Source organism: Streptomyces sp. enrichment culture, from assembly GCF_964273255.1.
Lineage (GTDB): Bacteria > Actinomycetota > Actinomycetes > Streptomycetales > Streptomycetaceae > Streptomyces.
In genome coordinates this window covers 1,040,196-1,058,829 of the sequence record NZ_OZ186835.1, presented here as the reverse complement: position 1 = coordinate 1,058,829, position 18,634 = coordinate 1,040,196, and the positions used below count along the sequence as shown (strand labels likewise).

The 18,634-nt window shown below is 73.7% G+C and carries 17 protein-coding genes; 10 read left to right on the top strand and 7 right to left on the bottom strand.

From position 1 onward, the window contains the following. Positions 1–43 precede the first annotated feature (43 nt). Positions 44–652, top strand: coding sequence for a TetR/AcrR family transcriptional regulator (locus tag ACSU53_RS04625; protein WP_437024885.1), 609 nt, complete (start codon positions 44–46; stop codon positions 650–652). Positions 653–816: 164 nt separating this feature from the next. Here the strand turns inward: ACSU53_RS04625 and ACSU53_RS04620 are convergent, their stop codons facing one another. The 6 genes from ACSU53_RS04620 to ACSU53_RS04595 form a co-directional block, all read right to left on the bottom strand. Then, positions 817–1,317, bottom strand: a complete 501-nt coding sequence (locus tag ACSU53_RS04620) for a MarR family winged helix-turn-helix transcriptional regulator (RefSeq protein ID WP_437024884.1) — start codon at positions 1,315–1,317, stop codon at positions 817–819. Between the two features lie 40 nt (positions 1,318–1,357). Further along, on the bottom strand, positions 1,358–2,266 hold the full coding sequence (locus tag ACSU53_RS04615; protein ID WP_437024883.1) for an NADP-dependent oxidoreductase: 909 nt from the start codon (positions 2,264–2,266) through the stop codon (positions 1,358–1,360). Positions 2,267–2,325: 59 nt separating this feature from the next. Then, on the bottom strand, positions 2,326–2,724 hold the full coding sequence (locus ACSU53_RS04610) for a hypothetical protein (RefSeq protein WP_437024882.1): 399 nt from the start codon (positions 2,722–2,724) through the stop codon (positions 2,326–2,328). Then, positions 2,721–3,512 (bottom strand): cupin domain-containing protein, encoded by a 792-nt coding sequence (locus ACSU53_RS04605; RefSeq protein ID WP_437024881.1) that lies wholly within the window; start codon positions 3,510–3,512, stop codon positions 2,721–2,723. The genes ACSU53_RS04610 and ACSU53_RS04605 overlap by 4 nt, the downstream gene beginning before the upstream one ends. Continuing rightward, positions 3,509–4,765, bottom strand: coding sequence for a sedoheptulose 7-phosphate cyclase (locus tag ACSU53_RS04600; protein WP_437024880.1), 1,257 nt, complete (start codon positions 4,763–4,765; stop codon positions 3,509–3,511). Before ACSU53_RS04600 ends, ACSU53_RS04605 begins: the two co-directional genes overlap by 4 nt. Before the next feature lie 415 nt (positions 4,766–5,180). Next, positions 5,181–5,624: a MarR family winged helix-turn-helix transcriptional regulator gene (locus ACSU53_RS04595; RefSeq protein ID WP_362094743.1), complete on the bottom strand. Its 444-nt coding sequence runs from the start codon at positions 5,622–5,624 to the stop codon at positions 5,181–5,183. A 420-nt stretch (positions 5,625–6,044) separates the two neighbouring features. On the opposite strand from ACSU53_RS04595, the gene ACSU53_RS04590 reads away from it, so the two are divergent. From ACSU53_RS04590 to ACSU53_RS04570, 5 genes are all read left to right on the top strand, one after another. Further along, a complete protein-coding gene (locus ACSU53_RS04590) occupies positions 6,045–7,106 on the top strand; it encodes a VOC family protein (protein WP_437024879.1) in 1,062 nt (353 codons plus the stop codon). Between the two features lie 373 nt (positions 7,107–7,479). Further along, entirely contained in the window at positions 7,480–8,040 is a 561-nt protein-coding gene (locus tag ACSU53_RS04585) for a hypothetical protein (RefSeq protein ID WP_437024878.1), read from the top strand. A 112-nt stretch (positions 8,041–8,152) separates the two neighbouring features. Then, positions 8,153–9,856 carry an FAD-binding oxidoreductase gene (locus ACSU53_RS04580; protein ID WP_437024877.1) on the top strand — a complete coding sequence of 568 codons (1,704 nt, stop codon included), beginning with the start codon at positions 8,153–8,155 and terminating at the stop codon, positions 9,854–9,856. Between the two features lie 75 nt (positions 9,857–9,931). Continuing rightward, positions 9,932–11,137 carry an acyltransferase family protein gene (locus ACSU53_RS04575; protein WP_437024876.1) on the top strand — a complete coding sequence of 402 codons (1,206 nt, stop codon included), beginning with the start codon at positions 9,932–9,934 and terminating at the stop codon, positions 11,135–11,137. A 150-nt stretch (positions 11,138–11,287) separates the two neighbouring features. After that, complete coding sequence (locus tag ACSU53_RS04570) at positions 11,288–12,586, top strand: MFS transporter (RefSeq protein WP_437024875.1); 1,299 nt, start codon at positions 11,288–11,290, stop codon at positions 12,584–12,586. A 166-nt stretch (positions 12,587–12,752) separates the two neighbouring features. Here the strand turns inward: ACSU53_RS04570 and ACSU53_RS04565 are convergent, their stop codons facing one another. Next, entirely contained in the window at positions 12,753–13,565 is an 813-nt protein-coding gene (locus tag ACSU53_RS04565) for an SAM-dependent methyltransferase (protein ID WP_437024874.1), read from the bottom strand. Positions 13,566–13,811: 246 nt separating this feature from the next. Between ACSU53_RS04565 and ACSU53_RS04560 the strand changes: the two genes are divergently transcribed. The 4 genes from ACSU53_RS04560 to ACSU53_RS04545 all read left to right on the top strand — a co-directional run bounded on the left by ACSU53_RS04560 (position 13,812) and on the right by ACSU53_RS04545 (position 18,623). Further along, positions 13,812–15,635: a gamma-glutamyltransferase family protein gene (locus tag ACSU53_RS04560; RefSeq protein ID WP_437024873.1), complete on the top strand. Its 1,824-nt coding sequence runs from the start codon at positions 13,812–13,814 to the stop codon at positions 15,633–15,635. A 101-nt stretch (positions 15,636–15,736) separates the two neighbouring features. Beyond that, on the top strand, positions 15,737–16,582 hold the full coding sequence (locus ACSU53_RS04555) for an inositol monophosphatase family protein (protein ID WP_437024872.1): 846 nt from the start codon (positions 15,737–15,739) through the stop codon (positions 16,580–16,582). Between the two features lie 122 nt (positions 16,583–16,704). After that, the gene (locus ACSU53_RS04550) at positions 16,705–18,114 is read left to right on the top strand and encodes a phytoene desaturase family protein (protein WP_437024871.1); all 1,410 of its coding nucleotides are present in this window, start codon (positions 16,705–16,707) and stop codon (positions 18,112–18,114) included. Further along, positions 18,111–18,623 carry an O-acetyl-ADP-ribose deacetylase gene (locus ACSU53_RS04545; protein WP_437024870.1) on the top strand — a complete coding sequence of 171 codons (513 nt, stop codon included), beginning with the start codon at positions 18,111–18,113 and terminating at the stop codon, positions 18,621–18,623. The genes ACSU53_RS04550 and ACSU53_RS04545 overlap by 4 nt, the downstream gene beginning before the upstream one ends. Positions 18,624–18,634 lie beyond the last annotated feature (11 nt).

Sequence of the window (18,634 nt, the reverse complement as noted above, 5' to 3'; positions counted from 1 at the left end):
TGAGGTTACACCAATTTCCTAGCGATCGCTGTAAAATTCAGGGATGACCACGACGAAACGCGGCAGACCGCGGAGTTTCGACCGGGAGGCGGCCCTCCGTCAGGCCACGCTCCTGTTCTGGCAGCACGGCTACGAAGGCACGTCCGTCGCGGACCTGACCGCCGCGATGGGCATCTCGCCGCCGAGCCTCTACGCGGCCTTCGGCGACAAGCGCACCCTGTTCAACGAGGTCGTCGAGCGCTACGGCGGCAGCTTCGGCGCCTTCATGGACCGGGCGCTGGACCAGGAGAGCGACCCGCGCACCGGCTTCGCCAGAATGCTGGACGAAGCGGCGGTGTCCTACACCGCACCGGACCATCCCGCGGGCTGTCTGATCATCACCGCGGCGGCCAACTACTCGCCCCAGACGGCCGACGTCGAGCAGGACCTGCGCGCCCGCAGAGTGGCCAACGTCCGGGCCTTCGAGGAGCGGCTGGCGCGCGCGAGGGACCGCGGGGCGCTCGCCGAGGAGGCCGACGTGCGTGCGCTGGCGGTCTACTTCGCCGCAGTGATCCAGGGCATGTCGCAGCAGGCCCGCGACGGGGCGACCACGGAGGAACTCCGGCGCACGGCCGCCTACGCCATGGCGGCCTGGCCCGAGCCGCACGCCTGAGCCGCATGCCCGAGCTGCACGCCTGAGCCGCATGCCTGAGCCGCATGCCTGAGCGGCATGCCCGAGCCGCACGCCTGAGCAGCGGCCGGGCCCGCCGGCCGCGGGGGCCCGCCTGCGGGACGTCCCCACGGCGGCCGTGTGCGCGGGGGAGAGCGGCCGCGGCCTCAGGGCGCGGGCGGCTCGTCCTCCGCCCGGCACAGGCGTGCCGCCACATGCGCGTATCTCTCGTCGAAGCGCAGGGTCCGGAACGCGGCCGACAGTTCGCGGTCGAGCGTGCGGCTGGCCTGGGTCCACAGGCGGGAACCGGCCTCGGTGGCCGTGACCCGGCCGGCCCGGCGGTCGCACGGCCAGGCCACCCGGACCGCGCGGCCCTGCTCCTCCAGCCGGGCGAGCACCCGGCTCGCGGCCGAGACGCTCACCCCGAGCCGTCCGGCGACTCCGCTCACCGACAAGGGCGCGGGCGAGCTCTTCACGAGCAGCCCGAGCGCCATCAGCGGCCCCAGGCCGATGCCATGACGGTGCGCCAGCACCCGGTCCAGTCTCCCCTCCAGCAGGGAGTACATGGGCACGATCCGCTCCCACAACCGCGAAATGCCATCGACGCCCGCGTCGGGAGCGCCCTCGTCGTGCGACTCGGTCACGTGGGACTGGTCTCGGTTCGTCACGTCCGCGCCCCGGTGGGGCTCTGCTGCACCGGGCATGGCGTCAGGGCAGCAGGACGAGCTTGCCCCGCACGCCCCCGGCCGCCAGCAGCCGGTGGGCCTCGGCCGCGTCCGCGAAGCCGAGCCGGCGTGCCGTGCGCAGCCGCAGCTCTCCGCTGTCCACCAGGGCGCAGAGCGTGGCGAGGTCGGCGCCGCTCTGCTCGACGTAGGAGACCGCGACCTCGATGTCGCGCTCCGGCGCGGGCACCCGGGTCGGGACGATCGAGACGGCGCGTCCGCCGTCCCGCACGGCGGTGATCGCGTGGGGCAGACCGGCTGTCTCCAGCAGGCCGTCGACGCCGGCCTCCGGGAGCTGCCGGGCGTCCACCACCCGCTCGGCACCCAGAGCGCGCGCCTGCTCCGTCTCGCGGGCGGACCGGACGTGGGCCAGCACCGTCAGGCCACGCCGTCGGGCGAGCTGGACGGCGAGACCGCCGACCGACCCGAGAGCGCCGGTGATCAGCACCGAGGCCCCCTCGGGCAGGGCCAGGAGGTCGAGGGCCTGCCAGGCGGTCAGACCGGCCAGGGGCAGTCCGGCCGCGTCGGACAGCGGGACCGAGGCGGGAGCACGGGCGACCGTGCTCGCCGGCAGCGCCACGCTCTCGGCGTGGGTCCCCCGTCCCGTGGCCAGCTGGGCGGACATGGCCACGACGGGGTCGCCCACGGCGAAACCGGTGACCGCCTCGCCCACGGCGGTGACGGTGCCGGCCAGGTCCCAGCCGAGGATCATGGGCGGGCCGCTCGGGGTGCGCTCGGCGTGGAGGCCGGCCCGGGTCTGGAGGTCGACGGGGTTGACCGCGACGGCGGCGCTCCGGACGAGGACGCCGTCCGGCTCCGGGCCGTCGGGCTCCGGGACCTCGCGGACCGTCAGGACCTCCGGCCCGCCGTACGTGGTCAGGACCACGGCGCGCATGTGTCTGCTCGCTTTCGTAGGGGGTGCGGCGCGCCGCCGTGACGGCGCGCCGCCTTCTTTCAGGAGCGGGTCAGCTCGGGCACCCGGGGCGGCAGCCGGTCGGTCACGGAGGCGGTGAGCCCCCGGACGGAGACCAGACGCGCCGTGTGGGAGTCCGCCGTGATCCGGGCCCGGCATTCCCGCGGCACCAGGGCCAGTTGGCCCGCGCGGAGGGTGTGCTCGTGGGAGGGCGTGGTCAGTCGCAGCACGCCCTCCAGGACGAGCAGCGCCTCCTCCACCCCGTGTTCGGGGTTCGTGGTGAGGACCGAGCCGCGCGGGAGCAGCCAGTGCTCCGCCGCCTCGCACTCGCTGTGCAGCATGCCCCTGCGCACCAGGCAGGTCCAGGCCGCCTCGGCCTCGCCTCCCGCCGCGGTGTCCACCGTGGCACGTACCGCCTCGGACGTCGTCGTGAGGATCACGCGACCTCCTCGGCGCGTTCGGGGACGGCCAGCGTCACGATCAGCAGACGCAGCGGAGCCGTTGCCTCGACGGCGGTCGAGGTGGCCGCGCCCAGGGTCAGGCAGGTGTCGGCCACCAGCTCGGCCGCGTCTGCTCCCGAGGTGGCCCGGCCCTCGCCGCTGTGCACGAACACGGCGAGTTCCGCGTCGGGCGAGCCCAGCACCGTGCGTTGGCCGGCGTCGAGTTCGAGCACCTCCACCCGGCGCAGCGGCCCGCTGAAGACACCGTCGGTGGAGACGGTCCGCTCCTTGAACAGGTCGTGGATGACGACATCGCCCATGGGGGGAACTCCTGGATGACTGTGACCGGTCGAGGACAGCACGGCACGGGTGCCGGGTGCGAGGGTTTCGATGACCCACCAGTCGAGGTCGGCCTCGCCCGTGTTGCGCAGCCCGTGCACGTTCCCGGGGGCGGTCAGCGCGAGGGACCCCGGCCCCACCCGATGGGCGACGCCGTTGAAGAGGAACTCCCCTCGCCCGTGCAGCACGAGGTAGATCTCCTCGGTACGGGTGTGACGGTGTTCCCCGCTCAGGCCGCCCGGCGGGACGGACGCCCACTCCACGGCCTCGGAGGCGGAGTCGAGCTGGCGGCGGCCGGCGAAGCACTTCCAGCGGGTGCGCCCGGCGGCACCGTGCACTCCGTGGACCGTGGCGGCACCGTGCACGGTACCGATCGAGCGGAAGGCGCGGGGCGGTGCGCCGACCGGGGCGGCGACCGTCCCGGGTCGCGCGAGGGACGCCGACGTCATCGCGCGACCCCGGCGGCGAGCCCGGCGAGCGCCTCGGCCGCCGCCTTGAGTTCGGCTTCGGTGACGTCGTTGACGAACACGGCGCTGCCGATCCCCACCGGCAGCGGCAGCCGCTGCTTGCCGTCGCGGTGGCGCACGGTGTCGCGCAGGGCGTCCGTGAGCACCTCGGCCGTGCACAGGGGATGCCAGGCCGGCAGTCCCAGCCGTTCCATCACGGCGAGCACGCGTTCCCGCTGATAGGCGCTCACCAGGCCGCGCTGCTCGGCCATCACCGTGGTGAGCGCCATGTCGACGGCCACGGCCTCCCCGTGCAGCAGGGCGGGAAGGGCGTGCATCTCGATGGTCGGGCTGAACGTGTGGCCGTAGTCGACGACGCGTTCCAGCACCTTCTCCCAGAGGTTCGGCTGGAGCTCCTCCAGCATCCCGTGGATGGCGCGCTCGGTCACCTCCGTCGCAGGGTCGAGGTGCAGGCCTCGGGCCGCGAGTCGCTGCTCCACCGGGGCGTCGGCGGGGGTGGGGCCCACGTTCCCGGGGCTCTGCAGCTTGGTGCGCAGGAGGTCGGCTCCGTGCTGCTCCAGCAGGTCGAACAGTCGCGCGTCCTTGATCAGGGCGATCTTCAGGATCTCGGACAGTCCGTTGCTGATGTGCCGGGTGTCGAGGGTGGCCAGGAAGGAGCGGTCCAGCAGGGTGCGGTCCGCGGGGAAGTACGTGCCCAGCCGGTTCTTGTGTCCGTTGTGGTTGACCCCGGTCTTCGCCCCGACGCCGGCGTCCACGAGGCCGATCAGGGTGGTGGGGATGCGGATGAACGGTGTGGAGCGCCGGTAGAGGCTGGCGGCGAAACCGACGATGTCCATGAGGACGCCCCCGCCGATGGCGATGACGGGCTCACGGCGGCGGTCGACGCCGAAGTCGTCGAGTGCCTCGGCGACCCGCAGCACGGCGTCCATCGACTTGTGCGTCTCGCCGTCGTCCAGCACGAGCAGGCGGTGGTCGACGCCGTGGTGATCGAAGTAGGCGCGGATCCGCTCACCGTACAGGGACGCGACGACCCGGTCGGTGACGACGAAGCGGCGCCGGGGCACGGTGCCCGAAGTCCCTTCCAGGATCGCGGTGTTCGCCGGGTCCAGCAGGTTGTCGCAGGCCTGGATCTCGTACTGCACCGGATTGCTGGTCTGCACCGACCAGTGGGTGACCGGGCTGCCCACGGCGAAGAGGCCGTCGTTGGTCGTTGTGGTCTGGGTTCGCTGCTGCATCAGGCTTCTGCCTCCGGCGAAGAGTCTCGATCCGGGTGCTCGGGGCATCCGGTCGGGGCAGTTCTCTCGTGTCCGCGTCGCGGCCCTTCGGGTCGTCCGCGCGGACTTCGGTCACCGTGTCGTGACCCGCCCCCGTTGTCGGCAGTGACCCTGACACAGGAATCATTGCGTACGCAAGAACATCTCGCCGTGGGTGGGGTGAGTGGTGGCTGAATCCGGGCACCTTCCGCACGGTGAGGCGGCCTGATCTGCTGGTTCACAACATGGACGGCCTTCAGGGATGTCCGGAAGGTGGTTTCGATGCATGCCTGCGCAAGGACGTCCGGCCTGTTTTCCGCTGTGCCCAGCCCGTGCGGAGGGGTGGGGGCGACGACGCCCCCGCCGAGGGGCGGGGGCGTGGGCGGGGCGGCCGGGGTCAGCGGTCGAGGGTGGGGGCGTACCGCAACCGGGCGACGACGGAACTGGTCCGGCTGTCCATGGAGGCGACCTCGAGCGCCATGCCCACCTCCCGCCGGAAGAGGCCCCCTATGTCCGCGACCAGGTCGCGGCCTGCGTCGGTGACGCGGACCACCACGCCCCGGCGGTCCGTCGCGTGTGCCGCCTTCTCGACCAGGCTGCGGCCCTCGAGCCGTTGGACGGCACGGGTGGCGGACGACTGATTGAGGCCGAGGAGTTGGGCGAGTTCGCTCATGCGGATGCCGGCCGGGTCACCGTTGCTCAGTGCCCGCAGGGCCAGGAAGTCGGTGAGGCCCAGTTCGAAGTCCTCGGACAGCCGTCTGTCCAGCGCGGTCCCGACCTCCGCGACGAGAACCGATAGTTGGCTCCACAGCTCGACACTGTCTTCCTTGCGCGTTCGCATGATGCCGCCTTCTTCAGGATGCCCCGGGATCCGCCGGCCGTCGGGGGAACCCTTCCGGGCGCGGTGGGGGGAAACGGGCTCGGCACGCGACAGCCGGCACGGCCGGTCCATGCCCAGAATACGAGACCGTGGAGGCCGGGGAAACCCCCGGTCAGCACGAGGTTTACATGCCCGGACAAGCAGATCCGCAGGTCCTTGAATTCGGTGACGATTCAAGCAACGTCTACAAGTGGTCCAATGACCAGCTCAGGGCTGCTGCGTGGGTCCACCTCCGGAGTGCCCGTCGGGAAGCAGTCCTTGCGTGCGCAATGACATTGTCGTACTGTCCCCTCGGTCGGTCCCGGTCGTCGGCATGTTCCGGCGTCGGGGCATCGATGTGTCGTGGTGTCCATCACTCGCCGCACGACATCAGGGGGAGACATGCTCAACGCCGCCGCCGCGTCGCCGGGGCTCTTAGGCCTGCCCACCGCACGGGCCGTCGACCACTACGCCTTCACGGTGCCGCGACTGGAGGAGGCCATCGCCTTCTTCACCGGCGTCCTCGGAGGGCGACTCTGCTACCGGGAAGGGCCGGTGGAGGACACCACCGGCGACTGGATGCGCCGGAAGCTCGGGGTTCACCCGAGGGCCCGAGCCCACGTCGCCCTCGTCCGGCTCGACGCCTTCACCAATCTCGAACTCTTCGAGTACGACGCGCCGGACCAGCGCACCTCGCCACCCGGCCCGAACGACGTCGGCGGACACCATCTCGCCCTGACGGTGAGCGACCTGGAGACGGCCGAGCAGCAGCTGGGCCGGGCCGGTGCCGTCCGGCTGGGTCCCTCGGGGCCCGCCGACGGGAGCCGCCGCTGGTTCGCGACCCCCGTGGGTCTGCTGCTCTCCCTGAGCGCCCCCGGCCGGCGGGACGGCCGGCTCTTCGCCCCCGGCCCCGCGGCGGGTGACGCTGCCGCCCGGCACGGCCTGGGACCGTTCTGCGTCGAGTACGCCAGTTACACCGTCGCCGACCTCGACGCCGCCACGGCGTTCTTCACCACGGTGCTGGGTGCCGAACTCGTGGCGAGCCACGGGGGCGCCCCCGAGCCGGACGGCGGGCACTGGCCCCCCGGTGCCGAGAGGTGCCGCCGGGTCATGCTGCGCCTGGGGCCCACGGCCAATTGCCAGCTGACCCAGAGCGCCGAGGGCGCCCTGCGGACCCGCCCCCCGCGCAACAGCGACGTCGGCGGTCACCACCTGGCGCTCTACGTCGACGACGTGGACGCCGCCGCGGCCCGTCTCCGGGAGCAGGAGGGTGTGACGCTGATGGGCGAACCGGAGACGATCCGCACGGGGCCCATCGCCGGTGACCGCTGGCTGTACTTCACCACACCGGCCGGTATCCAGATGGAGATCATCAACATGCCGGACGGCGCACTGCCGTACGAGAGCCGGACCGAGGCCCGTCGTGCCACTCCCGGCGCCCTGCGCTGGCAGGACCGCCCCTGAGCGGCGCCGGCACCGGTCCCTCCTGCCTGAACGTTTCCTCGCCGTATCCCGAGCCCTGTCACCCGGGCCGCTCACGCCTGCACCGGCGCCCCGCGACCGGGAGGTCCGGCGTCCCGGCGTGACGGCCCACACCCCTGAGGCAGCCTCCATGCATACGCTCCTTCCGCCGGCGGCCCGACCTTCCGGACGACCGGCCCGATCCTCCGTACCGCCGTGCGGGGCAACGGCCGGCACCGGGCTCTGGCTCGACTGTCGGCACCTCGCACCGGATGCGGTGGCCGAGGCGCACGCGGCGGCACCGCACGCCGTCGATGACGTTCTGCCGCCCGCGACGGGGCAGGCAACCCCCGAGTACCGGTCGCGGGGTGGTGTCGTGATCACGGGCCCCGTGCACGGGCCCGCCGCGGCCCGACGGCTCCTGCGGAGACTGCTGACCGCGCAGGCGACCGCGGGCCCGGCCCCTCGGTACCTCGTGGAATATCCGGCTCCCGCGGTCGACGCCCTGGTCAACGCCGGTCTCGACCGGATCGGCGGGTGGGAGGCCAAGGCCATGCGTGACCGGGCCGGTGTCGCCGGAGCCCACCTGCTGCACGACGCGCTGCGTCGCGAACTGGACTCGCCGCAGTGGCTGCGGGCCCTCGACCGCGGATGGCCCGCTCCCGGCCTGCTGGTGTCCACCCGGCCGATGGCCGGCCCCGACCGGGGCGCCGGGTACGCGCGGCAGTGCCTGCTTCCCGGGACGGCCGTCGCCCTGGCCCCCGGAGCGCTGCGGAGCTTCACGGACGACGACAGCGCCGTACTGCGGCCCTCCGTCGACCTGGTGGAAGCCCGGCGCGTCGTGCGGGTCCTCGACTGGTTCGGCATCCGTCTCGACGCACTGCACGCTCCGGCAGCCCCGGCGGCCTCGTCCCGCTGTTCCTGCTCGTCCCGCTGACCTTCCGGGCGCGCCCCGGACGGGTTCCGAGGACGAACCCCGGATCGGCGTCCACCGCACCTTCCGCGTCCTTCCTCATTCCCTTTCATCCCGTTACCCGAGGAATGCACTCATGCCTTCATCAGCTACCCAGCCCTCCATGCCCGCCTCCCCGTCTCCCGCGACCGCCCCGGACCGGCGAGCCGGAACCGCCGGCGGGGTACGCGTGCAGCGCAGAACCTTCCTGTCCGGCACGGCCGCCGCGGGCGGCGCCCTCGCGGTCACCGCGGCCGGCCTGAGCCCCGCCCTCGCGGCCGAACCGGTCCGGCGCCCCGGCACCCGGGGCGCCGGACCCGTCACCGTCCGCCCGGACGACCGGCGCTACGCCGATCTCCGGCGCGGCACCAACCAGCGATGGGTCGGCAGCCCGGAGAAGATCGTCCTCGCCGAGACCACCGCCGATGTCGTCGCGGCCGTGCAACGGGCCGTCGACTCCGGCAGACGACTGGCCGTGCGCAGTGGCGGCCACTGCTACGAGGACTTCACCACCAGCCGGGACATCGAGGTCGTCCTCGATCTGTCCCGCATGGACGACATCTCCTACGATCGCGACCGCCGGGCCTTCTCCGTCCAGCCCGGCGCGCCCCTCGGCCGGGTCTACGACCGCCTCTACAAGGGCTGGGGCGTGTACCTCCCGGCCGGCAACTGCCCCACGGTCGCGGCGGGAGGCCACATCCAGGGCGGCGGCTACGGGTCCATGAGCCGGCGCGACGGCCTCGCCGTCGACCATCTGTACGGCATCGAGATCGTGGTCGTCCGGGCGGACGGCACCGCCCGCACCGTCGTGGCCACGCGCGAGCCCGACGACCCCCACCGGGAGCTGTGGTGGGCGCACACCGGAGGGGGCGGGGGGAACTTCGGTGTCGTCACCCGGTACTGGCTGCGTTCGCCCGGAGCGACGGGGAACGATCCGGCCGCACAGCTTCCCACTCCACCGCGCGAGGTGTGGCTGAGCGAGGTCGCCTGGCCGTGGGACCGGCTGTCCGAGGCACGCTTCACGCGGCTGATGCGCAACCACGGCGACTGGCACACCCGCAACAGCGGGCCTGACTCCCCTTACACCGCGCTGTTCAGCCAGCTCAAACCGTTCCACAGGTCGGCCGGAGCGGTCGTGCTCGACTCGCTGGTGGACGCCGGCGCCCCCGACGCCGAGGGGATGCTGCGACGCTACGTCGCCGCGGTCGGGGAAGGGCTCGGGATCCGGCCCCAGGTCCGCCAGTACCGGCGGATGCCGTGGCTGCACGCCACGCACTGGTCCGGGTTCACCGGCCCCGATCCGACGATCCGGTTCAAGGGCAAGTCCGTGTACGCGCGCAGCACCTACACGGACGCGCACATCGCGGCCGCCTACCGCCACCTGACGCGTGACGACTTCGACAACCCCGGCGCGCTTCTCATGATCGCGTCGTACGGGGGAGCGGTGAACCGCGTCGCCCCCGATGCCACCGCGGTGCCGCAGCGGGACTCCGTGCTCAAGTACCAGGTCGTCTCGCTGTGGGACGACGCGGCCGACGACGCGGCCAACATCGCCTGGGTGCGGGAGTGCTACCGCGACATGTTCGCCGCCACCGGCGGCGTGCCGGTGCCGAACCGGACCACCGACGGCTGCTTCGTCAACTACGCCGACGCCGACCTGGGCGACCCGCGCTGGAACAGCTCGGGAGTGCCCTGGCACGACCTCTACTACAAGGACGGCTACCGGCGGCTGCAGCAGGTCAAGGCCGCTTGGGATCCCACCGGATTCTTCCGCCACGCCCAGTCCGTCCGTCCCGCGTGACCTCCGGCCGGCACCGCCGGCCGACCTGCCACACGGGGCCACGCCGCCCCACCGACCCCTGCCGAGGTGATCTTCGTGTCCACTGCTCCGGCCGCGCCGGAACGCTCCTCCAGGCTGCCCTCACTGACGGGACTGCGCTTCTTCGCAGCCTTCCTCGTCTTCCTGTTCCACCTTTCGCTGCTCGACGCCTACTCCACCGACGGGGAGGGCAACGGGCCGTTCGCGTCCGCCCTCCGCAACGGCGGATGGGCCGGTGTCACCTTCTTCTTCATCCTGAGCGGATTCGTCCTGACCTGGTCCGTCCGCGACGGCGACACCACCCGCGCCTTCTGGGGACGCCGCCTGGCCAAGATCCTCCCCAACCACGTCGTGACCTTCTTCCTCGCCCTGGCCTCCTACGCCTACGTGTCGGCCACCTGGGGCCAGGGCATCCCCAACTTCCTGCTGTTACAGGCGTGGATACCCCGCGACGACGTCTTCTTCAGCATCAACAACCCCAGTTGGTCGCTCTCCTGCGAACTGGTCTTCTACCTGCTGTTCCCGGCCCTGCACCGGCGGGTGTCCCGCATCCGCGCCGACCGGCTGTGGTGGTGGGCCGCGGGGACGGCGGCGGTCATCGTCCTGCTCCCCCTCGCCGCCCAACTGCTGCCCACAGGGGAGAGGTTCGGTCCGAACCACGCCAACTCTCCGCTGTACGGCCACTCGATCACCCAGATGTGGTTCGTCTACATCTTCCCGCCCATCCGGGTGCTCGACTTCCTGCTCGGCATCCTGATGGCGCGCATCGTGCTGTCCGGCCGGTGGATCGGCCTCGGCGCCCGGCCCGCACTGGCCCTCACGGCCGCCGCGTACGCGGTGAGCCTCGGCGTCCCCTTCCTCTTCTCCCTCAACGCCGTCGTCGTCGTCCCGTTCGCCCTGTTCATCGCGGCCGTGGCGGCCCGCGACGCCCGGGGCCGGCCCACCGCGGTGAGCGGGCGGGTCTGTGTGTGGCTCGGTGAGGTGTCGTTCGCCTTCTACCTCGTCCACCAGATCCTGCTGTCCGTCACGCAGGAACGGTTCGGGTTCCGGGAGGCGGACTCGCTCGGCGAGGCCGTCGGCGTGGCGGTGCTGGCCGCCGCCGTGAGCCTCCTGCTGGCCTGGCTGCTCTACATCGGCGTCGAACGGCCCGTCATGCGGGCGTGGGGACGCCGGAGCCGGACGCCTCGTGAGACCAAGCGGCCGGAGCCCGCCCGTCCGATGCCGGACGACACCGACCGTCCCGTCACCGTGGGCACGACCTGAGACATCCGTCGCGGCGTCGCCCCCGACGGGGCCCCGACGCCCGCGGGCACGGGTTCGGCGCCCCACGACAGGCGCCGTACCGTGCCCGCGGGCCACCGGGACAGCCCCTCGCCGGGCGGGGCCACCGGGGCGACGACGAAGGAGATCCCCATGCCCCTGCCCGTCTTCGCGATGATGGCCTGCACCTTCTGCATCGGCACCGCCGAGAGCGTCATCGCCGGCATCCTCCCGTCCATCGCGCGGGAGGTCGGCGTCTCCCTCCCCGCGGTCGGCCTGCTGATCAGCGCATACGCGCTCGCGGTCGTTCTCGCCGGCCCGCTGGTCACGGCGGCCACGGCAGGCCTCCGCCGTGCCGTGCTCATGCCCGCCCTGATGCTCGTGTTCGTCGTGGGCAACGTGCAGGCGGCGCTGGCCCCCGGGTTCGGCTGGCTGATGTCGGGCAGAGTGGTGAGCGCCGTCGTCCACTCCACCCTCATCGCGGTCTTCGTGGCCACGGCGCGCGACATGGCGCCCCCGGAGCACAGGGCGGCCTGGGGGGCCAAGGTCACCCTGGGCATCGGCCTGTCGAGCGTGGCCGGTGTTCCCGTCGGAACCCTGGTGGGGGAGGCCTTCGGATGGCGCGCCACGTTCTGGTCGCTCGCCGGGCTGAGCCTGGCCGCCACCGTGCTGCTCACCCGGTGCACCGTGCCCGAGGCCGTGCCGCTGACGGTGCCGCGCCGGCCGGAGGCGCCCGGCGCGGACCGACGGCGCGCACCGGCCCTGCCGGGCCCCGTCCTCCTCGTCGCGCTGGTGATCACGCTGGGCACGGGAGGGGTGTTCGCCCTCTACACCTACGCCTCGCCCTACCTCACACAAGCGGTGGGTCTCGACCCGCGCGCCGTCACCGTGCTGTTGCTGCTCTACGGGGCGGGCGGCGTCGTCGGCAACTCGCTCGGCGGCCGGGCGGCGGACCGCTTCCCCCACGCGGCGGTGCCCGTGACCCTGGGCACGGCCACCGCGGGGCTCCTCCTGCTGGCGCTGCCGCCCGGCAACGGGTGGGTCGTCGCCGCGCTGTTCTGCCTGCTGGGAGCGGCCTACTTCGCCGGCATCCCGGCACTCAACACGCGCATCGTGGCCGCGGCGGGGCCCTCGTCCCCCACGATGGCCCTGACCGTCAACAACTCGGCCTTCTGCGTCGGCATCGCGCTGGGGAGCTGGCTCGGCGGCCTGCTGCTCTCCCATGGCCACGGCCTTCCGTCCGTCGCCGCCGCAGGCGCGGCACTGACCGCGACGGCCTGGGGGCTCTCCCTCGCGCGTCCCGGTCACGGGGCTGGACGGAGGACGACGCGGGTCACGGCCGTCGGCACGACCGCCGGCCTTCCCGACCCCTTCCCCGCGGGCGGAGACCGCCCCCGCACCACCGGCCGGCGGGAGCACGAGGTGCACACACGGACGCCCCCGCCGACGTAGTTCCGGCGTTGCCCCGGTCGGCCGGTCCGCCGGTCCGTGCGTCGCCCGCCCCGGCAGGCTGCCGTCGCGAGCCCCCGGCCGTCACCCGCCACCGGGCACGACGAAGCCCCGGTCCGCCTCCCCGCGGGGCCCGGCGGGCCGGGGCTTCGTCGTGCCCGTCAGGGCCTCACGGCTTGCGGGCCAGGCCCCCGTGCTCGCCGATCAGCTCCGGGGCGGGGCCGTCCGGGTCCGGGCGCCACTCGGTCACCGGGACCACACCGGGCTCGACCAGCTCCAGACCGTCGAAGAACGCCGTGATCTCGTCCACGGTCCGCAGGATGTACGGGGCGGCCCCGCTGTTGTTGTACGCGTCCTGCGCCTGCTCGAACTCCGGGTCGATGCCCCGCGATCCGTCGTTGATCGACAGGTAACTGCCCGACGGCAGCCCGGCCATGAGCCGGGTGACGATCGCACGCGCCTGGTCGTAGTCCGGGATGTGCCCCAGGATGTTGCTCAGGATCAGCGCCGTGGGACGGCTGAAGTCCAGCGTCCTCGCCGCCGCCTCCAGCACCCGCTCCGGGTCGCGCACGTCCGAGTCGACGTAGGCGGTCGCCCCCTCGGGCGTCGAGTACAGCAGCGCGCGGGCGTGCGCCAGCACCATCGGGTCGTTGTCGACGTAGACGATGCGGGCCTCCGGGGCCAGGCGCTGCGCGACCTCGTGCGTGTTGTCGGCCGTCGGCAGACCCGTGCCGACGTCGAGGAACTGCCGGATGCCCGCCTCCTCGACCAGGTACGTGATGTTGCGGCGCAGGAACGCGCGGCTGCTGCGGGCGATGGTGACGATGCCGGGGAACACGGCGGTGTAGGCGTCACCGGCCTGCTCGTCCACCGGGTAGTTGTCCTTGCCGCCCAGCCAGTAGTTCCAGATGCGGGCCGAGTGCGGCACCGACGTGTCGATGTTCTGCTGCGAAGGTCCGGGCGGGGTAGCGGGGTCGCTCATGGGTACGGTCCATCTCTCAGCCGAGGCACGGGTGATCCAGCACAACCTATGCCCCAACGGGGAGAGTGCGCACTTCAGTTCGCACACTCCGCGGGTCGCGTCGTCCGGCCTGCGCGCCGCCCGGCTCCCGCGCCGCCCGGCTCCCGCGCCGCCCGGCTCCCGCGCCGCCCGGCTCCCGCGCCGCCCGGTCCCGGCCGGCCCGCGGGCGGGTGCCCGCCCCCGGCGGGTGATCGGTACCCTGCCGGCATGTTCACGACCCGCCCCACCCTTCAGGGCACCTTCGGCATGGTGTCGAGCACCCACTGGCTCGCCTCGCAGTCGGCGATGGCGGTCCTGGAGGACGGCGGGAACGCCTACGACGCGGCCGTGGCGGGGGCCTTCGTGCTGCACGTCGTCGAGCCCCACCTCAACGGTCCCGCCGGAGAGGTGCCCATCCTCCTCGCCCCGGCCGGCGGCCCGGTGCGGGTGCTGTGCGGGCAGGGCGTCGCCCCGGCCGGGGCGAGTGCCGCCCACTACCGCGGCCTCGGCCTGGACCTCGTCCCCGGCACCGGACCGCTCGCCGCGGCCGTGCCCGGCGCCTTCGACGCCTGGATGCTGCTGCTGCGCGACCACGGCACCAAGCCGCTCGCCGACGTCCTGAAGTACGCCATCGGCTACGCCGAGCACGGGCACCCCCCGGTGGAGAACGTCGGCGCCACCGTCGAGACCGTGCGCCACCTGTTCGAGACCGAGTGGACGTCCTCGGCCGAGGTCTACCTGCCCGGCGGCCGCTCCCCGCGCCCCGGCACCCCGCTGCGCAACCCGGCCCTCGCCGCCACCTGGCGCCGCCTGCTCATCGAAGTCGGCGGCGCCGGGGACCGCGAGGCGCAGATCGAGGCGGCCCGCGCGGTCTGGCGCACCGGCTTCATCGCCGACGCCCTGGTCCGGCAGGCCGCCCGGCCCACCCTGGACACCAGCGGCGAACGCCACCGCTCCACCCTCACCGGAGACGACCTCGCCTCCTGGTCGGCGACCTACGAGGACCCGGTCACGTACGACCACGACGGCTGGACCGTCTGCAAGGCCGGACCTTGGAGCCAGGGGCCGGTCCTGCTGCAGCAGCTCGCCCTGCTCCCGTCCGCCCTGCCGCCCCACGGCTCCGCCGAGTACACCCACCTGCTGATCGAGGGCTGCAAGCTGGCCATGGCCGACCGGGAGGCCTGGTACGGCGACGCCGCCGAGGTGCCGCTCGGCGACCTGCTCTCCGACGCGTACAACGCCGAACGCCGGACCCTCGTCGGTCACCGCGCCTCGCACGCACTGCGCCCCGGCAGCCCCGGCGGACGCACCCCGCGGCTCGCCGCCCACGCCCGGGATGCCGCCGTCGGCCCCGGCGGCACCGCGCCCGGCGCCGGCGAACCCACCGTCGCCAAGCACCCGACGTCGCCCGTGCCCGGCGAACCCGAGGTCGGCGGGGACGGCGCCACCCGCGGCGACACCTGCCACCTGGACATCGTCGACCGCTGGGGCAACATGATCGCGGCCACCCCCAGCGGCGGCTGGCTCCAGTCGAACCCGGTCGTCCCCGAACTCGGCTTCCCCCTCGGCACCCGGCTGCAGATGACCTGGCTGGAGGACGGCCTGCCGAACACCCTCACCCCCGGCCGCCGCCCCCGCACCACCCTCAGCCCCAGCATCGCCCTGCGCGACGGGCGGCCCGTCCTCGCCTTCGGCACGCCGGGCGGGGACCAGCAGGACCAGTGGCAGCTGCACTTCTTCCTCGGCGTCGCGCTGCGCCCGCCGGTGCGCGGCGGGCTCGACCTGCAGGGCGCGATCGACGCCCCGAACTGGCACAACGACAGCTTCCCCGGCTCGTTCCACCCGCGCGGCATGCGCCCCGGCAGCGTCACCGTCGAATCCCGCACCGACCCGGCGGTCGTCCGCGAACTGCGGCGCCGCGGCCACCACGTCACCGTCTCGGACGCCTGGTCGGAGGGCCGGCTGTGCGCGGTCGCCCGCGACCCGGCCACCGGCGTGCTCTCCGCCGCCGCGAACCCGCGCGGCATGCAGGGCTACGCGGTGGGCCGCTGAGCCCATACCCCCGCGGTCCGACAGCCCATTTTTCCCCGGGCCGTCGCCGCTAGCACACCGGGCCGCTGGGGTTTGTCAAGCGGGCATGGTCTCATGGAGGAATGATCGAGGACAACGAAACCATCGAGGAGTTTCTCGCCCGGCACGCCGACGACGTGGAGGAATCCGTCCGGAAGGCCGCCGCGCAGGAAATCATGCCGCGCTGGCGCCGACTCACCGAACACGAGGTGGACCGCAAGAGCGGCCCGCACGACCTCGTCACCGACGCCGACCGCCAGGCCGAGCTGTACCTGACGGACGCCCTGCGCGCCCTGCTGCCCGGCTCCGCCGTCGTCGGCGAGGAGGCGGTGCACGACAACCCCGGCATCTACGGCGCGCTGCGCGAGGACGCACCCGTCTGGATCGTCGACCCCGTCGACGGCACCCGGCAGTTCGTGCACGGCGACACCGGGTTCTGCACCCTGGTCGCCCTCGCCCACCGCGGCGTCGTGCACGCCTCCTGGACCTACGCCCCCGCCCGTGACCAGATCGCCACCGCCGTCCGCGGCCAGGGCGCCTTCCTGGACGGTGAGCGCCTCGACGCCGGCTCCCCGGAGCCCGGCCGCGACCTGCGGGTGGCCACCTCCCACCCGGACTTCACCACCGACGAGCAGAAGCGCGCCCTGCTCGGCCTGAACACCGAGGGCGTCGCGCCCCGCTCCTGCGGTTCGGCCGGACTGGAGTACCTGGACATCGCGCGCGGCGCCTGCGACGCCACCGCCTTCTGCTGGGAGGCAGCCTGGGACCACGCCGCGGGCCTGCTCCTGGTCGAGGAGGCGGGCGGCGCCCACCTGACCCGCGCCGGCGTCCCCTTCCGTATCACCGGGGACAACGTCCTGCCCTTCACCACGGCCCGCGACGAGGCCACCGCCCGCCGGGTCGTGGACCTGCTGTCGGCCGGCGCCTGACCGGCACCCACGCCCCGCCCCCGCCCCAACTGCCCGCCGCCCGCGGCAGGTGGGGCGGCGCGGCCCCGCCTATGCTGATCCCCCTGGCCGTCGGCTGACGAAGGAGTCCGAAGGTGCCGTCGATGCTCGATGCGGTCGTCGTGGGTGCGGGACCGAACGGCCTGACCGCCGCCGTGGAGCTGGCCCGGCGCGGCTTCTCCGTCGCCCTGTTCGAGGCGAAGGAGACGGTGGGCGGCGGCGCCCGCACCGAGGAACTGACCCTGCCCGGCTTCCGCCACGACCCCTGTTCCGCCGCGCACCCCCTCGGCATCAACTCGCCCGCCTTCCGGGCCCTCCCGCTGCAGCGGTACGGGCTCGAGTGGCTGCACGCCGACCTGCCCATGGCCCACCCCTTCCCGGACGGCACGGCGGCCGTGCTGTCCCGGTCGGTCGCCGAGACCGCGGCCTCCTTCGGCCCCCGCGACGCCGGCACCTACCGCCGTCTGGTGTCGCCCTTCCTGCCCCGGTGGGACACCCTCGTCCGCGACTTCATGTCCCTGCCGGCGACCGCGCTGCCCCGCGACCCCGTCACCCTCGCCCGCTTCGGCCTGGCCGGCCTCCCCCCGTACAGCTGGCTGATGCGCCGTTTCCGCGACGAGCCGGCCCGCACCCTGCTCGCCGGCCTCGTCGCCCACGTGATGGCCCCGCTGGGCGGCTTCGCCACCAGCGCCGTCGGCCTCGTGTTCGCCCTCGCCGCGCACGCCCGCGGCTGGCCGGTCGCCCGCGGCGGCTCCCAGTCCCTCTCCGACGCCCTCGCCGCCCACCTCAAGGACCTCGGCGGCCTGATCCACACCGACTACGAGGTCAAACGCCTCGACGACCTGCCCCCGGCCCGCGCCTACGTCTTCGACACCTCGCCCACCGCACTGGCCCGCATCGCCGGCCTCGGCACCGCCTACGCGGGCTACCGCTACGGCCCCGGCGTCTTCAAGATCGACTACGCGCTGGACGGCCCCGTCCCGTGGACCGCCCCCGAGGCCCGGGCCGCCGGAACCGTGCAGATCGGCGCCGACAGCACCGAGATCGCCACCGCCCTGCGCTCCGCCGCCCGCCAGGACCGCGCCCCCGACGCGCCGTTCCTGATCACCGTCCAGCCCAGCGTCGCCGACCCCACCCGCGCTCCCGAGGGCAAGCACGTCTTCTGGGCCTACGGCCACGTCCCGCACGGCTGGACCGGCGACCTCACCGACGCCATCGAACGCCAACTGGAGCGCTACGCCCCGGGGTTCCGCGACCTCGTCCTCGCCCGCGCCACCGCCGGGCCCCCCGAACTGGCCGCCCGCAACGCCAACTACGTCGGCGGCGACATCGGCACCGGCGCCGCCTCCGGGCTCCGGCTGCTGCTGCGCCCGAAGCCCACGCTGTTCCCGTACGCCACCCGGCACCCCGCCGTGTACCTGTGCTCGTCGGCCACCCCGCCCGGCCCGGGCGTGCACGGCATGTCGGGCCACAACGCGGCGAAGGCGGTATGGAGGAGGCTCCGCCGGACATGAGCGCCACCCTCACCCTCGTCCAGGGCGACATCACCCGCCTGCGGGTCGACGCCATCGTCAACGCGGCGAACTCCTCACTGCTCGGCGGCGGGGGAGTGGACGGCGCGATCCACCGCCGGGGCGGCCCGGAGATCCTCGCCGAATGCCGCGCCCTGCGCGCCTCCCGCCTCGGCAAGGGCCTGCCCACCGGCCGCGCGGTCGCCACCACCGCGGGCCGCCTGGACGCCCGTTGGGTGATCCACACCGTCGGCCCGGTGTTCAGCGCGGACGAGGACCGCTCGCACCTGCTGGCGTCCTGCCACCGGGAGGCGCTCCGCGTCGCCGACGAACTCGGCGCCCGCACGGTGGCGTTCCCCGCCATCTCCACCGGCGTCTACGGCTGGCCGCTCGACGACGCCGCCCGCATCGCGGTGGACACCGTACGGGCCACGAGCACCGAGGTGGAGGAGATCACCTTCGCCCTCTTCGACGAGCGCGCGTACGAGGCGTTCGCGGCCCGGGCGGGCTGAGCCCCGCCCGC